Source organism: Streptosporangium sp. NPDC001559, from assembly GCF_042893955.1.
GTDB lineage: Bacteria > Actinomycetota > Actinomycetes > Streptosporangiales > Streptosporangiaceae > Streptosporangium.
On sequence record NZ_JBIAVG010000012.1, the window covers coordinates 139,224 to 158,241 of the forward strand.

A 19,018-nucleotide genomic window follows, 5' to 3' on the forward strand; every position below is an offset into this window, starting at 1 on the left:
GCCATGACGGCTTCTCCAAAACTGACCGATTGCCGTCCGGCGTTGCCATGATCGCCGTATGCACGCGCGAACATGGCTGGACAGCGGCGACCGGTTCCCGCCCGGAGGCGAGCTCTTCCGTTCGGACCGTGACTTCACCGTCTGGGCCTACACGGTCAGCCACAGTCAGCTCCTGCTGCGGACCAGGACGCACGCGGACCGGTCCCGCATCGACATCGTCTTCAAGCCCGTCGAAGCCGTGAAGCTCAGGACCGAGTACCACGGCCTCGTGATCCGGTGCGCGACGCGGGAGGAGAGCGACCGGATCGGCTCGGAAACCGGCGGCGTCCCTCCTGGGGCGCGTTGTCTGATCCTGGAGACGGCCGGGGAACAGGGCCACCAGGACTACGTCGTGACCTATGCCGTCGGATGGGAGGAGGACCTGGAAACCGATCGGGACCCGAGCAAACTCGCGGGGTTCGCCCCCGCCTCCGATCCGGACAGGATCCTGGGGTGAGCCCGGCTCACGCCGGTCAGGTTTCGGCGCCCGGTGCCAGACGGCGGGGGGCGGTCGCGAGCCAGATCGTGGCGAGTGAGGCGTAGGCGGTCAGCAGGGCGACGGCGGTCGTCGCCAGGACCAGCGACGCGACGACGGCGAGGGCGAGCAGGATCGCCCAGCCGTACAGGAAGAGCCGGGCGGGGCGGGAGCCGGTGTGGGCCGCCTCCTGGACGGGGGTGACCAGGGCCATGACCGCGGCGCCCGCCGTACCCACCGTTTCGAGGCCGGTCAGCACGCCCGACGTCAGCAGTGCCGCGCCCGCGACCGGGAGCGCGCAGCAGAGCGCCGCCACCCGGACCTGGGCGCCTTCGAGCAGCAGCCGGGTGGTGCGGCCTCGGTACAGGCGCAGCGTCACCCAGGCCTCGGCGGTCCACGCCGCCCAGTGCAGGACCGCGATGAGGACGAAGACGGCGATGAGCGGCGGCGCCAGGGGCAGCAGCAGCGCCAGGCGCAGACCGCCGCGGAACCTGCCACGCAGCCGGGTCAGCATCCGGTAGAGGGGGTTGCGGCGTTTGAGCGCCAGGACGAGCAGGTCCCTGGCGTGGTCGAAGCCCGGGTTGAGCCGCAGAGTCTCGCGGAAGGCGTCCGCGGCCACCCCGGGGTCGCCGAAGGCCAGGTGCGCGCGGCCGTAGGCCAGGTGCGCCGCGGCGCTCTCCGGATCGAGGCGTACGGCCAGCGCCGCGGCGGGCACGGCCTCGGCCGCGTCACCGAGCATGACCAGGGCGACCGCCAGCAGGCTCGCCAGGTCGGGGTCCTCGGGGTCGATGCGCAACCCCTGGCGTGCCGCCCCCGCCGCCTCGCTCCACCGGCCGCTCCGTATGTGCACCCGGGCCAGCAACTCCCAGATCGGGGCGTACTCGGGGTTCAGCTCCAGCGAGGCCGTGACGGCGGGGAGCGCCCGGTCGGCCCGGCCTGAGCGGTGGTGGACCTGTCCGGCGGCGTAGTGCGTGAACCAGGAGTCGGGCGCCAGCCGTACGGCCTCGCCGGCTTCTGCGGCGGCCTCGGTCACCTCGCCCTGCTCGACCAGGGCTATGGCGAGCAGGGCGTGCGCGGTCGGGTGCTGCGGGTCCTCGGCGATGGCGCCGCGCAGCTCCCTGGCGGCCTCGACCGGACGGTTCAGGCCGAGCAGGCCACGCGCGCGTTCGAGCGCGACCTGGGCGGTCGTCATATGCGCTTGATCCACGGCATCAGCTCGTCCCAGGCACCGGACTCGTTGGCGTGCAGCACGTAGTTGCGGGCGGTGGTCAGCCACTCGCGTACGGCGGTCGGCCTGACCTGGCCGACGGCGGTGACCAGGTCGGAGGTGGTCAGGGGGATCATGCGGCCCGCGCTGATCGACTGCTGGAGCTTGGCCTCGACGGCGCGGTCGATCACGCCCTTGAGGTCGGCGCCGGTGAAGTCGTCGGTGATCCGGGCCACGGCGTCGAAGTCCATCTCGGCCAGCGGCTTGTCCCGGCACATGATGCGCAGGACGGCGGCGCGCGCGGCCGGGTCGGGCGGGGGTACGAACACGAGCTGGTCGAACCGGCCGGGCCTGCGGAAGGCCACGTCCACGTACCAGGGAGCGTTCGTGGCCGCCAGCACCAGCACCCCCTCGTTGGCGCCGTCGTCCACGCCGTCGAGTTCGGCCAGGAACTGGTTGACGAGTTGACGGTTGTGCGCCTGGCGCATGTCGGACCGGCGGGCGGCCAGCGCGTCGACCTCGTCGAAGAACAGCACGCACGGCCGGTTGCGGCGGGCCATCTCGAACACCGCGCGCAGGTTGCGTTCGCTGGAGCCGATGTACATGTCCAGGATGTCGGCCAGACCGACGCTGACGAACGCCGCGCCGAGCTCACCGGCCGCGGCTCTGGCCAGGTGTGTCTTGCCGGCGCCCGGCGGACCGTAGAGCAGCACCCCGCCACCCGCCCGCTTGCCGAACGCGGCGAACAGCTCCGGCTGCTGCACGGGCAGCAGGAGCTTGAGGCGCAGTGTCTCCTTGACGGCCTCCATGCCCGCCACGTCGGCGAAGGTGAACCGGGAACGTTCGACCTCCGAGCCGGTCTCCCTCGGCGGGCTCGGCGGTGCGGTCACGGGCTGCGGCGGCGCCGCGAGCCGGGCGGCCAGGTCGGGGGCGGCGACCGAGGGGTCGCGGGAGACCGCCTCGTGGTACCGGCGGGCCGCACCGGCCGTCTCGCCCTCACCGAGCAGTGCCCTGGCCGCGATCACGCCCATGCGCGGCGGGTAACCGGCCGTCGCCAGGTGCGGCTCCAGGATCGACAGCGCCGCGCCGTACGCGCTCTGCCGGGTGAACGCCTCCGCCAGGCCGGTTGTGACGTCCGGGTCCTGGGGCGCCAGCATGAGGGCCGCGCGGTACTCCGCCTCGGCCTCGGCGAGATATCCCCTGGCGAGGAGCTGGTCGGCCAGGTGCCGCCGCAGCGGGAGGTTGTCCGGGGAGAAACGGGCGGCCTCGCGGAGAGCCTGGAGACCGGCATCGTCGAGCACGGGGGACACATCCCTTCTGTCCTGGTTTCGGCGTCAACCTACCAGGGCGGATGCGGAGCTGTGATCTTGCGAATCCCGGGATGGCCTTCGGTTGTTCCACGTGAAACATTCCTCAAGCCCAGGTCATGGCTTCGACGGGTGTTCGTGAACCTGATCGCTCCGCCGTCCGACTGTGCGGGGTGACGGGAGGACGCGATGACCGACGAACTACTTGTGGTGCGGGCCCAGCTGGGTGAGCGGGCGGCGCTCGCGGAACTGGTCGACCGCTGGCGGGTGCCGGTGTGGACCTATGCGCGGCGCATGCTGGACGCCGAGCGGGCCGACGACGTGGCCCAGGAGGTCTGGCTGGCCGTGGTCCGCGGCCTGCCCCGGCTGCGGGAACCCGACAGGTTCGCGCCCTGGCTGTTCACCATCGCACGCCGGTCGGTGACCGACCGGCTGCGCGGCCAGTACGCAAGGGAGCACGAGGCGCTCGCGGTGGACAGGGCGATCGTCGAGGACCCGGTCGAGGCTCTGGTCGACCGCGCCGAACTGGTGGGTCTTCTGGCGGAACTACCGGTGCCGGAGCGGGAGATCCTCGTTCTTTTCTACCTGGAGGACCTGTCGATCGAGGACTGCGCACGGATCTGCCAGGTCCCCGTCGGCACGGTCAAGTCCCGGCTGAACCGGGCCCGTCGGCTGTCGCGTGAGCATCTGGAGAGGAAGGGGTACCGGGCATGACCGAGGAGGGGCCGCGCATGTCGGCGCGGGAGACGATCCAGGGGCTGGAGTCGGCCCTGTCCAAGGGGAGACGGGTGCGGGCCGTGACGGCGCTGCTGGCGGGGTCGGTCGGTACGGCCTTCGTCGGCGCGCTGTGGCTGGGCGAGCCCGGGCCGCTGCCGGGCCGTACTCGGCTGGCCTTCGCGGTGCTCACGGGGTGCTGTGTGGCCTGGGCTGGATACGGCGGATGGCTGGTGACACGCCGGGTGCCGCTGTTCGCCGCGGACCGGGTGATCGCGGCCTGGATCGCCCTGGCCGCCGCCGTCACCACGACCGCTGTGCTGGTGGTCGCGGCCGTTCAACGTGGCGGAGGGGCCGGGGCCGCGCTGGCGGTCGGCGGGGTGTTCGTCGCGGTGGCGCTGGTGCTGGCCGTACGGGCTCATGCCCGCAGGGCCGCGCTGCTGCGGCGGGTCCGGGAGCTGACCGGCGAGGACGGGGGGTGAGAGCCTCTGCGAGACCCTGACCGGCCGCGCGGGAAGGGCCGAACATCCCGGGAGAGGTCAGGGGCGTCGGCCGAGGCGGGCGTAGGTCGAGGGGGGCATGCCGACCGCGGCGGTGAAGTCGCGGGTCAGGTGGGCCTGGTCGGCGTAGCCGAGTTCGGCGGCCAGGGTGGCCAGGTCGAGGCCCTGATAGATCCGTTCGGCGGCCTCGTGCAGCCGGAAACGGCGGATCACCCACTTGGGGCCGATGCCGACGTGGTCGCGGAACAGCCGTTGCAGCGAACGCGTCGACCGCCCCGACCTGGCGGCCAGCTCGTCGACCCTGGTCATCGAGGGGTCGTCCTCCGCCAGCGCGACCAGCGCCGCGGCCTCCTCGGCGAGCGGGTCCCGCTCAGGCTCCAGATCGAGCAGGAGCGTCTCGACGAGCGCGATCGCGGCCCGCGCGTCGGGCTCGGCGAGGACCCGCTCGACCAGGGTCGCGCCCGCCGCGCCGAACATCTCGCCGATCTCCGTGAAACGGTCGGTCAGCGTGGAGACCGGGGCGCCGAGGAACGTCCGGAAGCCACCGGGCACGAAACGCATGCCGAGCACCCGGCCGCTGCCACGCATCGTGTAGGAGAACCCGCCCCTGATCACGCCCACGACCCGGTGGAAGTCCTCGGTGATCACCAGGTTCACGGTCGGGTGCGAGACGATGCGCTGCTCGTACGGCTCGGCAAGCCCGGTCCACGTGACGACCCAGAAGTGGTCCACGTGGGCCGCCAGGCCGGGGGTGGGCGCGTGGCGGGCGAAGGCGAAGGCGTCGAGACCCGCGTACGGATCGACCCAGCCGCGCTGTCGCGTTTCTACAAGCCGCGTTCCCGACGAGCCGGGCAGGATGGCTGCCATGAATGACATGATGCCGCTGATGAGGCGTGCCACCGAACAGACCGCCGACCTGGTCCGCACAGTGGTCCGTACAGCGGGGCAGGAGAGGCTGGGAGACCCCACACCGTGCGCGGAGTTCGACGTCAGAGGCCTGATCAACCACCTTGAGTGGGTGGCCGAGATGTTCGAGTCGGTGGGCGAGGGCGGGCCGCGTGTCGAGCAGGGGCCGTACGCGGGTGACTTCCCCGAGCGGGCCGAGCGCACCCTGGCCGTCTGGTCGCGCCCTGAGGTGTGGGAGGGGGTCAGCCCCGCCATGGGCATGCCGATGACCGCGCTGGCCCACATGTTCCTCGTCGACATGGTCGTGCACGGCTGGGACCTGTCCAGGGCGGTCGGCGAGCCGTACGAGCCGGACGCCGAGGCGGTCGAGCGGGCGCTGGACTTCACCGGTCAGATGGCGGAGATGGGCAGGAAACGCGGCGCCTTCGGGCCGCCGGTCGCGGTGCCCGACGACGCCCCGCCGTTCGACCGCCTGCTCGGCCTCATCGGCAGGGACCCGGCCTGGAAGCCGTGAGGCGGCCCCGGGGCGACAGGGGTTGAGGCAGGTGACGGTCCTGGGGCGACGGGCCGCCGGCTGAGGAACCGCGCTTCGCCCGTACGGCGTGGCCGGCTGTTCCGGGGCGATCGGCAACCCTGGGACAACGGGGCCGCAGGCTGAGGAACGGCACTTCACCCGTGCGGCGTGGTCGACGGCCCTGGCTCTTGGAAGGGCTCAGGGGCGGCGGTGGTGGCCGCAGTGGATGCAGAAGTTGGCGGCTGAGGGGGAGGTACGCCCGCATTCGCACTCCCAGGGAGGGCCCGCGGGAACGGCGGTGGGTTCCTCCTCGGGCGCCTGTTCGTAGTGGGACAGGGCCACTTTGACCAGCTGGACGTCGTGGTGGCTCAGGTTGGGGCGGGCACGGACCCGGCCCTCGTCGAGGTCGAGGATCTCCACGAAACGCTGGAGCTCGTCGAGGGCGCGCTGGTTGCCGCAGCGGGCGGCCAGACGGACCGCGCGGGCCCACTCGCGCTCGGCCCCGGACAGGTCGTTCCTGCCGTAGGCGGACAGGCCCGCGTCAACGGCCTGGCTCATGTTGTCCTGGGCCTGGTAGAGCGAGATCGTGTGGCTGGTGAACGTCGAGGCGTCCGGATCCTCGCTCCAGTGGACCATGACGTTGGCGGCGCCACGGCGCTCACCGCCGACCATCGCCTCGACGCGGGCCACGCGCAGGTCGGTGAAGTGCGGGGCGCCCTCGTGGGAGACCTCGAAGCGGAGCTGGTAGTCGCGGGACTCCTCACCCCAGGAGCCGCTGACCAGCTCGAAGACGCGGTCCCCGAGCGCGGTGACGTGCCCGGTGAGGTCGGCCCGCTCGGGATAGACCTGCCTGAGGGAGACCAGCCTGCCGGGCGGGGTGGTGGTGAAGCGCAGCGACATCTTCGGGGTCACCTTGCCGAGAGCCGCCTCGACCATCCTCCTGAACTCGGCCTCAAGCTCGGCGTCGTCGACCACGGCGTCGGCTGAGCCGCGCAGCACGGTGGCGATCCGCTGCAGGTCGTGGGCCACCCAGTCTTCGCCGATGCCCCGGGCATCGCAGACGAACTCGCCCTCGCAGGCCGCCAGCGCCCGTTCGAACTCCTCGGGGGACTCGTTGTTCCGGCCGTCGGTCAGCAGGATCGCGTGTCTGAGCGCGTTCGGGTGGGGGGCGAGCAGCCGCCGGGCCTCGGTGAGCCAGGCGCCGATGTTGGTGCCGCCGTTGCAGGTCAACCGGCGTACGGCCGCCCTGGCGTCGGCCCTGGTGCGCTCGCTCGCCGGGGTCGGCGGGTAGACGGTGCGGGCCTCGTGGTCGCCCGCGACGACGGCGAAGAGCACTCCGTCGGGCAGGACGTCGATCGCCGTCATGGTCGCGCTCACCGCGGCTGCGATCTTCAGGCGGCGGCCTTCTGACCTGCGGTTCAGTCCGCCCATGGAGCCGGAGCAGTCGATGATGACGACCTCGCACCGCTCGGCCCGCCCGGTTCGTTCGGCGGGGCCGTCGAGCCGCCGCCCGGCGACCCTGAGGACGGCGTCGAGTTCGGTCCTCCCGATGGTCAGGACCGGGTCCTGGTCGATGTTCAGCTCGAACCTCAGGGTCACAGCAGGCTCCAGGGGTGTACGGAGTGCGCGAGGTCGACCAGCCTGCCCCGGTCCCGCCAGGTGGTGGCCTGCTCGGCGAGTCTCAGATATGACCGTTCCAGTTCCCGGCGCGCCTCGTCGTCCGGCGCGGAGCGGTTGCGTGCCTCCCGGACGGCCGTGGTGAGGCGGTCCCTGACCTTGCCGGTCGGCTCTCCCCCGTCGAGGACCAGCGAGGCGAGCAGCCGGGTCGCCCTTGTCAGGTCGTCGGTGCCCGGGAGGTTCCCGCCGGGCAACTCCTCCGACAGCACGCGTACGGCGGCGACCCGGGCGGCGTCGTGGTGCTGGGCGACCCTCGGCACCCCGTCGAGGACGCCGACCGCGGCCGACCGGTCCCCGGCCCGCACCCGCAGCCTGGCCAGCCCGAACGCGGCGTTGGTCTGCGAGCGGTCACGCCGCCACACGACGTCGAAGCCCTCCTCGGCGGCACGGAGGTCGCCCAGGAGTTCCTGGCAGAACGCGCGGGCCAGCTTCGGCGCGGTCTCGCCGGGCAGCGCGCCGTAGACACGGTCGAAGCACGACAGCGCCGTGCCGTACTCCTCGCGGGCCAGGGCGAGCAGGCCGTGGTGCCAGGTGACCCGCCAGCCGTCGCCGGACAGGCGGCTCTCGGCCTCGTCGAGTTCGTCGAGTTCGAGGTGGGCGCGGCAGCGGCGCAGCCCGACCTCGGGCGACTGGCGGACCTCGGAGAGCTGGTCGAGCAGGCCACGGGCGGTGGTGTTCCCGATGGACGCCAGCAGGCCCGCCGCCGGGTCGTCGGGGTCGGCCTTGGGGACGGGCAGGCCACGGGCGACGAGGGAGGCGGCCGGGGGGAGGCCGAGCAGGGCGCCGCCCCGGTCACGGGTCCAGCGTTCGAGCGGGGAGGCGGCGCTCAGGCCGCCGTCGAGGAGTTCGGCGCTCGGCTCGAAGACCGTGGACGACTCGAAGACCGCCGGGGCGTGTTCGGGCTGGAAGGATCTGACCTCGCGCAGTACGCCCCTGAGCTGTTCGAGCATCTCCGCGGCCGAGGCGAAGCGCCGCTCCCAGTCCTGGTGCGAGGCGCGCTGGATCAGCCTCCTGAGCGACTCGACGGCCAGTCCGGTGCGGGAGGGGCCGCCGACACCGAGGAGTTTGTCCAGCGTCCTGCCGACGGCGTAGATATCCGAGCGCACGGTCAGCCCGCGTTCCCCGATCTCCTTGGCGCTCACCTGGAAGCCGTAGGTGCCCACGATCGGGCTGGACCTGTCGTCGTCGCGCCGGACGCCGCCGATGTCGATGACCTTCATCCGCTCGGGGGTGATGATCACGTTGTCGGGTTTCATGTCGCAGTACAGCAGGCCACGGCCGTGCAGGTAGTCCAGGGCCAGGAGGATCTCGTAGCCGTAGGCGAGGACGTGCTCAGGCTCGGGGCGCGCCTGCCGGTTGGCGAGGACCTCGCCGAGTGACTGGCCGTCGAGATACTCCATGACGATGTAGCCGCCGCGTTCCCCCCGGCTGTCGTCGTGGGTGACGAAGTTGTAGATGCGGACGATGTTGGGGTGGTCCAGCGAGATCAGGAAGCGCCGTTCCGAGACCTCAAGGCTCACCGCGGTCGGGTCGTCGGGCTGGATCAGGCCCTTCAGCGCGACGTAGTTGTCGTTGAGGTGGCGGTCGCGGGCCAGGTAGACCCACCCGAGGCCGCCGTGCGCGATGGGACCGACGACCTCGTACTGGTCGGCGACGAGCTCGCCCGGCGCCAGGCGCGGTTCGAAGTCGAACGGCGTCTGGCAGGTCGGGCAGAATCCCTTCAGTACGGCGGGCTGCCCGGCGTAGGTGAAGTTGATGAAGTGCCCCTTGCGGCACCTCCGGCTGAACCGGACCCGGCCGGGGTCGGAGATCACCCGGGTCGAGGGGTCCTTCCCCGAGGGAACGGGCACGGAGACCAGCCCGTCGGCGGCCCTGAGCATCCGGCTCCCCGAGACGGCGGGCGGGGAGACCGGGCCGGCGGGCGGGGAGACCGTACCCGCGGGGAGCCCGCATTCGACGCAGAAACCGTCCTCGTCGATCCGGCCGGAACAGAAGGCGCACGGAGTCATCGGTTCTCCTTCAGCGCGCGGATGTAATGGTCGACCGCCTCACTCGCCGCCGCGAGGTCACATGGCAGGGTGAAAAGCAGGTGATGGGCCCGCGTGTATCGTTCGGCCAGAATTCGGTCACGTTCCGAGCGCTCGACGCCCGACCCCAAATGGTAGGCCCTTAGAAGGCTTTTGAGGCTTTTGTACTCGTCGTGGATTCTATCGAGTTCCCTATGAGTCTCAGTGGATTTGCGGAGAAGTTCCCTTGTCTCACTCTCGCATTCCTCAAGATCGGGAAGTGTGGGATTTCCTCGCAGGCCCCTGACCCGCAGTTGCAGGGCGGGGCCGTCGTCCGGCCAGTCGGGGACGGGGGTGACCAGCCGGGCGACCCCGCGGTGCCGTGTCCGCGTCGCCCGCGCCGCCGCCCGCGCCTCGGTGACCCGTACGTCCAGGACCTCGAGCCGCCGGGCGACCGAGGGCTGGTCCAGGATCCTGCGCAGCCGGGCCGACTCCTGCCGCAGCCCGGTGATCACCTGGTGGCCCGCCTCGGTGAGCGGCCTGATCACCTCCTGCGCGAGGGTCTCCGGGTCGTCCGCCGCGTCCACGGCGTCGAACACGAACATCTGCCGCTCCGAGTGCCGTTCGAGGGCGCGGTGCACCTGCCGGGACACCTCGGCGACGGACATGCCGGAGACGTCCTCCTCGTGTCGCGCGGGCTCGGCCAGCGAGGTGGAGACCGGCGCGTCCCCGGTGACCACGACCATCGCGCCGCCGGAACGGCCGGGCCCGAAGAACTCCCTGATCTGGTCGGTGAAGGAGGGACTGTCCGCGACCATCCCGGCCAGGGCGGGAAGGTGGTGGACGATCGTCTCGACCGGGATCATCCACGCCAGCCCGGCGAGCCCGGGAAACTCGCTGACCACGACACCCAGGACGTCTCCGGTCCGCCCGTCGACCACCGGGGCGCCGCTGAACCCACGGCGGATCTCCCGGTACGGCTCGGCGTCCATCTGGATCCACTCGCCGCCGGGACCGGCCCGGCCGCCGAGTCGCGCCCGCACCCACAGGCCGTCGTCGAGGAGGGAGGGAAAACCACGTGTGTAGACCTCGCGGCCCCACAGACTGGGCCGCCGCAACACCGGCCGCCCCTCCAGGGGAGCGGGTGAGGCCAGGTCGAGCAGGGCGAGGTCACCGCGCTGGTCGTCGTCCGCCGGGACCCAGGAGACCACCTTCGCCGTGCCGGGACGCGCACCGGGCTGACCGACGAATTCCGCCATGACCTCCTCGGCGCGGTCGGGAATGACGTGCGCGCACGTCAGAACCGTTTTCTGATCGAGGAGTACCCCCGCTCCCAGGACCTCGCCACCGGCCTGTCGGATTCGCACCCACCAGGTTTCCTCTCCCGGCTCAACTCTCACCGTAAAAGACTACGTAACGGCCGGCATTACGGGGAAGATTTGACTATTGGGGTGGTTACCAGGGTTTCTGGAAGCGCCGAACGCTGGTAGGAAAGCCGAGTTTTGTGGCATTCTTGCCGAAGCCGAAGGTGACCAGCTGTATATACGGAGGTCGGTCACATCAGAGTCAGGCACACTCGGACCAGACTTCTGCTGTACATGATTCTCACCGCGACGACGCTGATCGGTGTCGGCGTCACCGGAACCCTCACCGACAACGCCCTGCAGAGGGCGGGCGGGGAACAGGCCGACATGGCCGCCAGGCTGAGCGACGACGCCCAGGTGATCTATCAGTCGCTCGCCAAGGCCGACACCTCGGCCACCGGGCACTTCCTGGCCGGGGCCGTGACCCAGGCGACCCTGCGTGAGCGCTACGACGACGCGATCGACCAGATCAGGCGGCGGCTGGCCGACGCGGGCGGCCTGACCGGGGGAGACGTCTCCCGCGCGACCAATCTCGCCACGATCGCCCTGCAGCTCCCCGTCTACACCGACCTGGTGGACAAGGCGGGCAGGCTGATCGCCCCGGCGAAGGAGGAGACGGCCGGCCCGGACGAGGCGCGGAAGGCCGTGGGCCCCGCCCTGCTCGGGGCCGCCTACCTGCACGAGGCCAGCTCCTACCTGCGCACGGTTCTGCTGCCCGCCGCCGCGCGGCTCCAACGCGACGAGACCGACAACCTGCGCGACGCCAAGAGCACCGCGCTGCGCACCTCGGGAGCCCACCTTCTGCTGCTCCTGGCGACGATCGCCGGACTCGTCCTGACGCAGTTGTCGCTGGCGCGCCGTACGCGGCGGGTGCTCAACCTCGGGCTGCTCGGCGCCACGGTCCTGGTGGCCGTCGTGCTCGGCGCCACCGGCTGGTCGCTGCGCAACTGGCCGGAGACCGACCGGCGGCTCGGCGCCATCGAGACGCGCCTGGTCGACCAGCGAAGGCTCGTGGACGCCGAACGCGCGGCGCTGACCGCCTACGCCGACACCTATCTGCTGCTCGGCGGCACCAGCCCGTTCAACTGGGAACAGTCGCTGCGCAACTTCCGGCGGAACGCGCGCTGCGCGGAGCGGGAGACCACCTGGTGCCAGACCTACACCATCTCGATCCACCAGGAGCTGCTCGCGGGGAACAACGACGGGGCGGTCGCCGCCGCGCTGCCCGGCGGACGGTTCGCGGCGGCCTTCGAGGTGGTCGACCGGGACAACACCACGAAGCTCGAAGACGGGGCCAGGCAGATCCAGTCGCTGGCCGTACGGGTGCCTTCGGCGCCGTCACGGCTCGGACTCCTGACCGTGGCGCTGTGCTGCTGCGCCGTCCTGTCCGCCGGCCTCGGCTTCTGGCCCAGGATCAGGGAGTATCTGTGAGAAGAGCCGCCGTGACCCTGGCCGCGCTGGCGCTCGCGGTCTCCGGCTGTGCCACGCCGTACCGGCCGCCGCCGATCACCGAGCCGACGCCCGCGGGCGCGCTGTTCTCCGTGCCGCAGGAGCCCGCGAAAAAGGGTGACGAACCGGACTGCGACCCCCGCTACAGCCTGCCCCCGTCCCCGGTACGGCCCCGCCTCGACCGGCTGAAGGTGGGCGTGTCCCAGTCGACCCCCAGGATGTCGTTCCGCAACCCGAGGACGGGGGAGTTCGAGGGCTTCGAGATCGAGCTGGTGATGGAGGTCGCCAAGGCCCTGTTCGGGCCACGGGCCAGGCAGCGGGTCGACTTCGTCACGGTGCCCTTCTCCGAGGGGGTCAGGCGGCTCAACGACGGGACCATCGACCTCTTCGCCCAGTCGATGACCACGACCTGCAGACGGGCCACGGAGATCGCCTATTCGAGCGACTATCTCGACACCGGCCAGACCATGCTGGTCCGCAAGGGGTCTCCCTACCAACGGGTGGAGGACCTGCGCGGGAAACGGGTGTGCTCCGGGGCCTCGACCGTCTCGGTCGACCACGTCAGGCAGCTGGAGGTCGGGCTGGTCCCCGTCGTCGCCGCCGTCACCAGCGACTGCCTGCTGATGCTGGAGCAGGGACAGGCCGAGGCCGTCTCCTCCGACGAGAACATCCTGATCGGCCTCAGGGAGATGAGCGGCGACACCCGGATGCTGCCCGGCACGACCCCGCCACCCGGAGGCGGCAGGTGCGTCTGGAACGTCAACCCCGTCTGCGGCTGGTTCTCCGACGAACCCCACGGCTTCGCCTTCCGCAAGAGGGACGTCCAGCTGCTGAGGTTCACCAACCACGTCCTGGACGAGCTGCGCGCCGACGGCCGGTGGAAGCGGATCCACGACACCTGGCTGTCCGGCCACCCGGACAAGGGACCGCCTCCGGCCCACTACCTGAAGAACGCGACCGCATGGCCGTACTAGAGGAGGCTTTGTGTCCGAGTTGATCAGATTCGAGACCACCGGCGGCCACATCGTGGTGGAGACGGCCGACGAGGAGGGGGTACGGCGGGTCTCAAGGAAGGGGCTGACGGACGTGGCCCGCCGCTTCGGGGAGGTGCTGGCCGAGGTCGAGGTCGCCGCGGCGGACGCCCTTGAGTCCTTCAGGTCGGGCAGGCTCAGGCCGGACCAGATCGAGATCGAGTTCGGCGTCAAGCTCAACGCCGAGGCCGGGGCGCTGATCGCCAAGACCTCGACCGAGGGTCAGCTCACCGTCAAACTCACCTGGTCGTCGGGCCCCCCTCCGCGGGACGCAGGATGAGGTGCGGCGCGTCGGTTCCGGGGACCGAGGTGACGTGCGCGTCCACGCCGAAGACCTCCCTGATGAGCCGCGGGGTGAGCACCTCGTACGGCGGGCCGTCCGCGACCACCCGGCCCTCGGCCAGGACGTAGACGTGGTCGCAGTAGGCGATGGCCAGGTTGAGGTCGTGCAGGGCCGCGACGACGGTGGTCTTGGCGGAGGTGACCAGGTCGAGCAGGTCGAACTGGTGGCGCACGTCGAGGTGGTTGGTCGGTTCGTCGAGCACCAGGACGGGCGTCTGCTGGGCCAGGGCACGGGCCAGGAGCACCCGTTGCCGTTCACCCCCCGACAGCGTGGCGTAGCGGCGGCCCGCGAGGTGGGCGACCCCGGTGTGGGTGAGGGCGTCGGCGACGGCGGAGACGTCCCGGTCGGTGTCGGCGGCGAAGGGCCGCTTGTGCGGGGTCCGGCCCATCGCGGCCATCTCCCAGACCGTGACGTCGAAGTCCGAACGGGTCTCCTGGGGCAGCGCGGCGACCAGCTGGGCGGCCCGGCGCGGGGTGAGCGCCCACAGGTCCTCGTCCCCGACGGTGATGCTCCCCCCGGCGAGGGGAAGGTGCCGGTAGACGGCCCGCAGCAGGGTGCTCTTGCCGCTGCCGTTCGGGCCGACGATCCCGACGCGCCCGCCGGAGGGCGCGGTGAGGCTGACACCGGTGACGACCGGGGTCGTGCCGATGGTGACGCGCACGTCGCGTAGGTGCAGGCTCGTCATCGTGGTCTCAAAGTCCTGTGGTCTCGCGGGCCCGGGTGTGCACTAGCCAGAGGAACAGCGGGGCGCCGATGACGCTGGTGACGACCCCGACCGGCAGCTCCTGCGGGTGCAGGGCCGTACGGGCGGCGATGTCCACCAGCACCAGGAAGGCCGCCCCGGCGAGGGCCGCGACGGGCAGCAGCCTGCGGTGGTCGCTGCCGACGAGCAGCCGGGCGGCGTGCGGGACGATCAGGCCGATGAAGCCGACACCCCCGGCCAGCGCGACCATCACCCCGGTGAGCAGGGCGACGAGCAGGAACAGGTGCCTGCGCAGCCGGGCGGCGGGGACGCCGAGCCCGGCGGCGGTCTCGTCGCCGAGCAGCAGCGCGTTGAGCGGCCTGGCCTGGGCGAGCAGGGCGGCCATCGTCGCGGCCAGGACGACGGCGGGCAGCCCGAGCGAGGCCCAGTTCGCCTCGGCCAGGCTGCCGAACAGCCAGAACAGCACCGAATGGGTGGTGCCCGGGTCGTCTGCCCGCAACACGAGGAAGCTGGTCACCCCGGACAGCGCGTAGGTGACGGCCATCCCGGACAGGACGAGCCGCAGCGGGGCCAGGGCGCCGCCGGTACGGGCCAGGGCGTAGACGACGGTGAAGGCGCCCAGCGCCCCGAGGAAGGCGGCCACTCCGGCCGAGGCCCCACCGAGCGGCGCGACCCCGGTGACGGTGACCGCGACCGCCCCGACGGCCGCGCCGTAGGTGAGGCCGAGCACGTACGGGTCGGCCAGTGGGTTGCGCACCAGCGCCTGGGTCGCGGCGCCGGACACGGCCAGGCCCGCGCCGACCAGCCCGGCCAGCAGAGCCCTCGGCAGGCGCAGGTTCCACACCACGGTGTCCTGGCTGACGCTCCACGTGGGCTCGCCCTGGCCGGTCAGGTGCCGCATGAGGACGCGGGCCACCGTGTCGGCGGGTACGGCGACGCTGCCGAGCAGGACGGAGGCGGCCAGCCCCACGACGAGCAGCCCGCCCAGTACGGCACAGGCCCCCAGGACGACACGACGCCGCGGCGGCCGGGGCAGCACGGCGGGCCGTTCGGTGGGCCGCCTGCCCGGGTGTTCGGCGGGGCGTTCGTCGGGCTGCTTGGCTGGGTGCCCGCTGAGGTGTTCGGCGGGGTGTTTGTCGGGCCGCTTGCCCCGGTGCTCGTCGGGGTGCCCGCTGAGGTGTTCGGTGGGGCGGTCGCCGGGAGGTCCGGCGGGTCGCGGGGGGCCGCTCATCGGGTCCGGCGCAGTTGCCCGGCGAGTTCGACCACGGCGTCGGCGTTGCGCACCCCGCCGACCGAGGCCGTCTCGTAGACCAGCCGGGCGAAACGCCTCTCGGTCACCGCCCGTACCCCGCGCAGCGCCGGGCTGGTGGTCAGGAAGCGTTCGGCCTCGGCGAAGTGAGCCTCGTTCGCGGCGGGGCTTCCCCGGTCGTAGACGATGACCAGGATGACCCGCGGGTCCCGGGCCACCACCTCCTCCCAGCCGACCTTGGTGTAGGTCTCGTCCCGGTCGCCGAAGACGTTGTGACCCCCGGCGGTCTCGATGACCGCGTTGACCGCCTGCCTGTTGCCCGGCGCGTACGGCGTCGCGGTCCCCTCGTCGTACTCGAACGGGAACACGCTCAGCCGTTCCACGTCCTTGACCTCCGCCTCGACCGGGGCGATCTTCCGCCGCATCTCCGCGATGACCCGTTCGGCCCGTTCGGGCACCTGGAAGATCCGGCCGAGGTTCTCCAGGTCCCGCCACACCAGGTCGAAGCCGGTCAGCGGGGCGGTCACCGCCGTCTTGCACGCGGTGGACAGGGCCAGGTAGGACGGGACGCCGTCGGCGGCCAGCTCCGCGCGGGACATGGCCCCGGGGGCGTCGAAGTTGCTGGCGAACCCGCCGAGGACCAGGTCGGGTTCCGCGGCGAGCACCTCCTCCCTCGGCACCGGGCGGTAACCGCTGCCCGCGGTGTACTTGCCGGACAGCGACCGCAGGGCGGCGACCTGCGCGGAGAAACGTTCCGGCAGGCTGCCGGGGCGGGGCTGCTGCCCGATGGCCGCGACCCGGTCGCCGAGACCGAGCCAGAGCATCAGTTCCAGCACGCTCGGGGTGAGCACGACCACCCGTTCCGGCGGGGCCCCGACGTCCGTGGCGGGGCCGCCGCAGCCGGTGACGGTTATCGGGGTCGAGGACACGGCCACCCCGTCCCCGGGGGCCGCCGCGCAGCCGGTGGCCAGGAGAACAGCGACCAGGGACCAGCGTGTCAGCACACGCATCATGAGCCTTTCCCGGACGGTTGGAGGGCCGCCGCCCCGGCGGTCGCGACGACGGCGGCCAGTAGGGCGAAGCCCGCGGCGGCGGCGAACACCACGGCCGACGGGGCGCCCGCGAGCGCGCCGGCGACGAGGTTGCCCAGCGCGGACCCGGTGAAGGTGGCCGTGATCCCCCAGGCGAAGGCCTCGGTCAGCGTCCCTTCCGGGGCACACCGGCCGATGAGCTCGAAGGTGCAGATGACCATGGGGGCCAGCAGGAGTCCGGCGGGCACGCAGAGCGCGACCAGTATGGGGACGTTCGGCGCGAGGGTGAGCAGCCCGACGCCGCAGCCGTACCCGGCGAGGATCACCCGCATCCGCACGGCGGCGTCGGCGCGCCACGACCGCGAGCCGTACAGCAGGCCGCCGATGAGGCTGCCCACGCCGAACGCGGCCAGCGCCAGGCCGCCGGAGGCCGGACCGCCGGAGCGTTCACCGGCGAACTCGACGAACCCGAGCCTGAGCACCCCCAGCAGGGCCCCGGTGAGCACCGAGACCGTGAGCAGCACGACGACGCCCGGCGAGCGCAGCGGTCCGGCCAGGCTCGCCCCCCTGCGGGCCGGGGTCCAGGAACGCGAGGGCGGCAGCGTGCTGAACCACAACGTGCCGCCGAGCAGTACGGCCGCGCAGCCGCCGACGGCCCAGGCGGGCCCGAAGGCCGTGCTGACCACGGTGACCAGCAGCGGCCCGGCGACCAGCGCGACGTCGAGCACCATGGCGTCCACCGCGAGCGCGGTGCGCCGTACCGCGTCGTCGTCGATCACGTGCGACCACAGCGCCCGCGCCGCGGCGGCCACCGGAGGCAGCGAAAGGCCGACCGCCGCCGCCCACCCGGCCAGGGTCCCGGTGGCCGGGCTCAGGTGCGCCGTCACCAGCAGGCCGGTGAAGGCGACCGCGTTGACGCAGGCCGCGACGGTCAGCGGCCTGGTCTGCCCGAAGCGGTCCACGAGCCTGCCGTGCACCGGGACCCCGGCGGCGTAGGCGACGCCGCCGGCCGCCGTCACCACGCCCGCCGCCGGGTAGGAACCGGTCCGCTCGGCCGCCAGCAGCAGCACCGCGAAGACGTAGGCCTGCAACGGCACCCGGGCGCACACGCCGACCAGCAGCAGTGACGGCACCCACCGTTGCCGCCACAGCCGCACGTACGCGGTGGCCGGAGCACTCACCCGGCGGCCGGGTGGCGCTTGACGAGCCGGTCGGGGTCGGTGAGCCCGGCACGGGCGATGCCCGCGGGCATCCCGGTCTCGCCGAGGACGGGGTTCCCGGCGCCGAACATGTACAGCACGCCCTCGGAGAAGCCGTCGACGCCGAGTGCCTCGTCGAGTTCCTCGTCCCGGAAGGCGGCGCTCTGCCAGGCGCCGAGCCCGACGGCGGTCGAGGTCAGCACGAAGGTCTGGCCCAGGTGCCCCGCGGACAGCAGCGTCACCCGCAGCGCCCGCGAGTGCCGGTACTTGTACATCGTCCGTTCGAAGACCACGGTGACGAAGCAGACGAACGCCGACGGCGTGCACATCTCCGACTCGTAGGTCACCCGGTGCAGCCGTGCCCGGTCGAAGTCGGGGTCGACGAGTTCGAGCGCGTGCGCCTCGGCGTTGTAGTGGTACAGCCCCGGCGGCACGTCCTGGACGTCGAGAACCGCGACGTAGCCCTCAAGCTCGTGCCTGGCACCCCCGCACGGGCTGGTCCGCAGGATCAGCGTGCCCAGATCACCGGCGTCGTAGAGCTGCATCGGCGCGAAGGTGTAGAACAGCGCCGTGGACAGCTGCGCCAGGCTCACCGGCTCCCCGGTGAACACGCGGTGTGTCCGCCGCCGGGTCAGCACCTGCCCGTACGGCTCCGCCAGCGGCAGGAACGCCCTGGGCAGATAGACCCGCGGCGCGTCCGGATAGGACTTGAAGATGGCCGGCGGGGGACCGCCGGTGCGCCGTACCCAACCGGCGTCGGCGCGGCGTTGCTCCAGGCTGTCGCCGGTGTAGATCGTGTTCCGGGTGCCGAAGTGGAAGAAGCGTGCTTCCTCCCCCCAGTCACGCCAGGCGTCGAGGAAGCGTTCCTCGCGCTCCTCGGTTCCCCTCTCGACCAATAACCCGGCCTCGGCAAGGGCCAGGACCGCCTCGCGCACCGAGTCCTGGTCGAACTCGCCCAGGTCGGAGGCGACCTTCTCGACGGTCGTCCAGTCGGTGAAGTGTTCGAGCAGTTCGACCGCCTGGGCGTTCACGGCGACCGCGTTGTCGGCCTCCTCGTCGGTCGAGCGGCTCTCCAGGTAGTTCTCGGCCGTCAGCTCGCCGTCGTGCCAGTAGATCATCAACGTTCGCGCCCGCCGGAACTCGGTCTGCGTCACGCACGCTCCCTCTCGCTCACCTGCTGCTTCTCCTGCCTCCGACCGGTCGCCGGCTCTGACCGGCCGCCGCCGGGAGAGCCCGGCGGCGACCGTCCATGACTGGCTCAGCCCTGTCAGCCGTGGTTGTTCAGCAGGCGGCTGCGGGTCTTC

The 19,018-nt window shown here is 72.0% G+C and carries 18 protein-coding genes; 7 read left to right on the plus strand and 11 right to left on the minus strand.

Annotation, left to right across the window (positions count from 1 at the left end; genetic code table 11):
• The first annotated feature begins 58 nt into the window (after nt 1-58).
• The gene (locus tag ACFYY8_RS26150) at nt 59-496 is read left to right on the plus strand and encodes a hypothetical protein (protein WP_390045226.1); all 438 of its coding nucleotides are present in this window, start codon (nt 59-61) and stop codon (nt 494-496) included.
• Between the two features lie 16 nt (nt 497-512).
• On the opposite strand, the gene ACFYY8_RS26155 is transcribed toward ACFYY8_RS26150, so the two are convergent.
• Nucleotides 513-1,706: a tetratricopeptide repeat protein gene (locus ACFYY8_RS26155; RefSeq protein WP_390045228.1), complete on the minus strand. Its 1,194-nt coding sequence runs from the start codon at nt 1,704-1,706 to the stop codon at nt 513-515.
• Nucleotides 1,703-3,022 (minus strand): AAA family ATPase, encoded by a 1,320-nt coding sequence (locus tag ACFYY8_RS26160; RefSeq protein ID WP_390045230.1) that lies wholly within the window; start codon nt 3,020-3,022, stop codon nt 1,703-1,705. Before ACFYY8_RS26160 ends, ACFYY8_RS26155 begins: the two co-directional genes overlap by 4 nt.
• Nucleotides 3,023-3,217: 195 nt before the next feature.
• Between ACFYY8_RS26160 and ACFYY8_RS26165 the strand changes: the two genes are divergently transcribed.
• Complete coding sequence (locus ACFYY8_RS26165; protein ID WP_390045232.1) at nt 3,218-3,742, plus strand: RNA polymerase sigma factor; 525 nt, start codon at nt 3,218-3,220, stop codon at nt 3,740-3,742.
• Nucleotides 3,739-4,224, plus strand: a complete 486-nt coding sequence (locus tag ACFYY8_RS26170) for a hypothetical protein (protein ID WP_390045234.1) — start codon at nt 3,739-3,741, stop codon at nt 4,222-4,224. Before ACFYY8_RS26165 ends, ACFYY8_RS26170 begins: the two co-directional genes overlap by 4 nt.
• 57 nt (nt 4,225-4,281) lie before the next feature.
• Here ACFYY8_RS26170 and ACFYY8_RS26175 read toward each other — a convergent pair whose 3' ends face one another.
• On the minus strand, nt 4,282-5,109 hold the full coding sequence (locus ACFYY8_RS26175) for a DUF6597 domain-containing transcriptional factor (protein WP_390045236.1): 828 nt from the start codon (nt 5,107-5,109) through the stop codon (nt 4,282-4,284).
• Here ACFYY8_RS26175 and ACFYY8_RS26180 point away from each other — a divergent pair.
• Nucleotides 5,108-5,662 carry a TIGR03086 family metal-binding protein gene (locus ACFYY8_RS26180; RefSeq protein ID WP_390045238.1) on the plus strand — a complete coding sequence of 185 codons (555 nt, stop codon included), beginning with the start codon at nt 5,108-5,110 and terminating at the stop codon, nt 5,660-5,662. The two genes, ACFYY8_RS26175 and ACFYY8_RS26180, sit on opposite strands and share 2 nt — an antisense overlap.
• Nucleotides 5,663-5,860: 198 nt before the next feature.
• Here ACFYY8_RS26180 and ACFYY8_RS26185 read toward each other — a convergent pair whose 3' ends face one another.
• From ACFYY8_RS26185 to ACFYY8_RS26195, 3 genes are read right to left on the minus strand one after another with little or no spacing between them, the layout of a single operon-like run.
• Nucleotides 5,861-7,261, minus strand: a complete 1,401-nt coding sequence (locus ACFYY8_RS26185) for a VWA domain-containing protein (protein WP_390045240.1) — start codon at nt 7,259-7,261, stop codon at nt 5,861-5,863.
• The gene (locus tag ACFYY8_RS26190; RefSeq protein ID WP_390045242.1) at nt 7,258-9,348 is read right to left on the minus strand and encodes a tetratricopeptide repeat protein; all 2,091 of its coding nucleotides are present in this window, start codon (nt 9,346-9,348) and stop codon (nt 7,258-7,260) included. The genes ACFYY8_RS26185 and ACFYY8_RS26190 overlap by 4 nt, the downstream gene beginning before the upstream one ends.
• Nucleotides 9,345-10,745 carry a serine protease gene (locus tag ACFYY8_RS26195; protein WP_390045244.1) on the minus strand — a complete coding sequence of 467 codons (1,401 nt, stop codon included), beginning with the start codon at nt 10,743-10,745 and terminating at the stop codon, nt 9,345-9,347. Before ACFYY8_RS26195 ends, ACFYY8_RS26190 begins: the two co-directional genes overlap by 4 nt.
• A gap of 198 nt (nt 10,746-10,943) precedes the next feature.
• On the opposite strand from ACFYY8_RS26195, the gene ACFYY8_RS26200 reads away from it, so the two are divergent.
• From ACFYY8_RS26200 to ACFYY8_RS26210, 3 genes are read left to right on the plus strand one after another with little or no spacing between them, the layout of a single operon-like run.
• A complete protein-coding gene (locus ACFYY8_RS26200; RefSeq protein ID WP_390045246.1) occupies nt 10,944-12,140 on the plus strand; it encodes a hypothetical protein in 1,197 nt (398 codons plus the stop codon).
• Nucleotides 12,137-13,132: a transporter substrate-binding domain-containing protein gene (locus tag ACFYY8_RS26205; RefSeq protein WP_390045248.1), complete on the plus strand. Its 996-nt coding sequence runs from the start codon at nt 12,137-12,139 to the stop codon at nt 13,130-13,132. The genes ACFYY8_RS26200 and ACFYY8_RS26205 overlap by 4 nt, the downstream gene beginning before the upstream one ends.
• 10 nt (nt 13,133-13,142) lie before the next feature.
• Entirely contained in the window at nt 13,143-13,469 is a 327-nt protein-coding gene (locus ACFYY8_RS26210; RefSeq protein WP_362917143.1) for a CU044_2847 family protein, read from the plus strand.
• Here ACFYY8_RS26210 and ACFYY8_RS26215 read toward each other — a convergent pair.
• From ACFYY8_RS26215 to ACFYY8_RS26235, 5 genes are read right to left on the minus strand one after another with little or no spacing between them, the layout of a single operon-like run.
• Nucleotides 13,429-14,217, minus strand: coding sequence for an ABC transporter ATP-binding protein (locus ACFYY8_RS26215; RefSeq protein ID WP_390045250.1), 789 nt, complete (start codon nt 14,215-14,217; stop codon nt 13,429-13,431). The two genes, ACFYY8_RS26210 and ACFYY8_RS26215, sit on opposite strands and share 41 nt — an antisense overlap.
• 7 nt (nt 14,218-14,224) lie before the next feature.
• Nucleotides 14,225-15,466, minus strand: coding sequence for a FecCD family ABC transporter permease (locus ACFYY8_RS26220; RefSeq protein WP_390045253.1), 1,242 nt, complete (start codon nt 15,464-15,466; stop codon nt 14,225-14,227).
• Complete coding sequence (locus tag ACFYY8_RS26225; RefSeq protein ID WP_390045254.1) at nt 15,463-16,497, minus strand: ABC transporter substrate-binding protein; 1,035 nt, start codon at nt 16,495-16,497, stop codon at nt 15,463-15,465. Before ACFYY8_RS26225 ends, ACFYY8_RS26220 begins: the two co-directional genes overlap by 4 nt.
• The gene (locus ACFYY8_RS26230; protein ID WP_390045256.1) at nt 16,494-17,696 is read right to left on the minus strand and encodes an MFS transporter; all 1,203 of its coding nucleotides are present in this window, start codon (nt 17,694-17,696) and stop codon (nt 16,494-16,496) included. Before ACFYY8_RS26230 ends, ACFYY8_RS26225 begins: the two co-directional genes overlap by 4 nt.
• Nucleotides 17,693-18,868 carry a SagB/ThcOx family dehydrogenase gene (locus tag ACFYY8_RS26235; RefSeq protein ID WP_390045258.1) on the minus strand — a complete coding sequence of 392 codons (1,176 nt, stop codon included), beginning with the start codon at nt 18,866-18,868 and terminating at the stop codon, nt 17,693-17,695. Before ACFYY8_RS26235 ends, ACFYY8_RS26230 begins: the two co-directional genes overlap by 4 nt.
• Nucleotides 18,869-19,018 lie beyond the last annotated feature (150 nt).